The following is a 1,570-nucleotide window of genomic DNA, read 5'->3' as shown; positions in this document are numbered from 1 at the left end:
CCCGGTTGCGGGCGGCCCTGTCCCGGCGGTCGCCCGCCCGGGCCGAGCCGCGGTTCCGCGCGGTGCTCCCACCGATCGCGGTCATGGAACCACGGCCGGTTACGGTAGTAGCGATCCCAGTACGCACCGATCGCGAACCCGGTGATCGGCACGCCGATGATCGCGCCATAGTCGAGCAGCGGCGCGTAGCCGCCCTGGTACGGATAGTCGATCAGTTGCGCGTCGATCCAGCCGCGCACGCCCGGCAGCGCGACGTCGCACCACGTGTAGTCGCTCAGGCAGCCGAACACGTCCAGCGCGGTGCCCGGCGGAATCTGCGCGACCACCGGATAGTCGGGCGCCGGCCCGGCGAACAGTTCGGCCGGCGAGTTCGTGTAGCCGGTGCTTTGTGCCTGCGCAATGCCCGGCGCGGCCGCCAGGCCGAGCAGGACGACGCACAGACTTCGGACAATCGTGTTCCTCATGATGCTCTCCCGCGCGGTGCCGCCGCGCGCCGGTCAATGCCGATGTCCGCCCCAGCCGCCACCCCAGTGGCCACCGCCCCACGGACGATGCCAGTACCCGCCGCGTCCGCGCCAGCCGCCGCCCCATCCGCCCCAGAAGCCGACCGAGATCGCCGGCGCACCCCAGCCGTACCAGCCCGGGTAATACGCGGGGGCATAGTACGGATACGGATAGGGATACGGCGGCGGATAGGCCGGCGCGACGTAGACTGGAGCCGGGTCGGCCACCGGCGGCGCGACCGAAGCTGCGGTCGGGCCCGGCGCAGCGGTGGCCGGTGCAGCCGGCGTGACGGGAATCTCGCGCTGCGTCAGCGTGGCCGGCGCCGGCGCGTAGTACGGCGCATAGCCATACGGACTCGTGTAATAACAGCCGCCGAGGGTCAGCGTCGTCAATGCGAATACCGCACACCTCGCGGCAGGAATCGGGGTCATGTGTTGCTCCGGCAGAATCCGCGCGTCGCCGCCAGGCGCGCGCCTGACTCTAGCTTACGTCCCCTGCAGATTTCCGCTCGGTATGATCGGTTACTTTTTGTTTCCTGCACCGGACGGGCGCGCGGGCACGCCGCGTGCTGGCAGGTCTGTCGCGCTCGCGTTGAAGTTCGCGCAAATGCCCTCAACTTGAACGATGTCAGGCTGGCCGGCGCGGACGGGGGTTCGCGAGCAACCGGCGGCCCGAAACCAGCGGACTTCGGCCCGCCCAGACAGGAACGCGGCTCACGCCGCCATCGACATGACTACGCCACGCCCCACTCCCCGGGCGGACTCGCCGCTCGATCCGATCATCCAGTTGCTGGCGCTCGCCGGCGAACAGGGATATCTGACCCACGCCGACCTCGTCGACGCGCTGCCGCCCGAAAGCGACAGCCCCGACGCGCTCGACGTCGTGCGCGCCGCGCTCGCCGACATCGGCATCGCCGTGCTCGACGAGCCGGCCGTGCCTGCGCCGTTCGCCGGTTCGGCGCCAGTCGACGTCGATCGCGATGCGCTCGACGAAGGCCGCGCGATGCTCGGCGACCTCGCACGCGGCACGAGCGCATCGACCGATCCGCTCGCGCTCTACATGCGGA

At 70.6% G+C, this 1,570-nt stretch carries 3 protein-coding genes; 1 reads left to right on the top strand and 2 read right to left on the bottom strand.

Annotated elements, in window-relative coordinates; genetic code table 11:
- Together G3N93_RS39020 and G3N93_RS39015 are read right to left on the bottom strand one after the other, a co-directional pair.
- Window positions 1-464 (bottom strand): SH3 domain-containing protein (locus G3N93_RS39020; protein ID WP_374196559.1); only part of this gene is annotated, 464 nt, incomplete at its 3' end.
- Window positions 465-497: 33 nt separating this feature from the next.
- Window positions 498-935, bottom strand: coding sequence for a hypothetical protein (locus tag G3N93_RS39015; RefSeq protein WP_174935760.1), 438 nt, complete (start codon window positions 933-935; stop codon window positions 498-500).
- Between the two features lie 298 nt (window positions 936-1,233).
- Here G3N93_RS39015 and G3N93_RS39010 point away from each other — a divergent pair.
- On the top strand, window positions 1,234-1,570 hold a 337-nt coding region (locus G3N93_RS39010), incomplete at its 3' end, for an RNA polymerase sigma factor region1.1 domain-containing protein (protein WP_277396611.1).

It is taken from the genome of Burkholderia sp. Se-20378, from assembly GCF_017104665.1.
GTDB lineage: Bacteria > Pseudomonadota > Gammaproteobacteria > Burkholderiales > Burkholderiaceae > Burkholderia > Burkholderia lata.
Note: the sequence above shows the minus strand (reverse complement) of the source record. Positions and strands in the feature narration are given on the sequence as shown.

What these genes read in the sequence shown, in the direction of transcription:
- G3N93_RS39015 (WP_174935760.1), bottom strand. Translation starts at nt 935, where the DNA reads ATGACCCCGATTCCTGCCGCGAGGTGTGCGGTATTCGCATTGACGACG.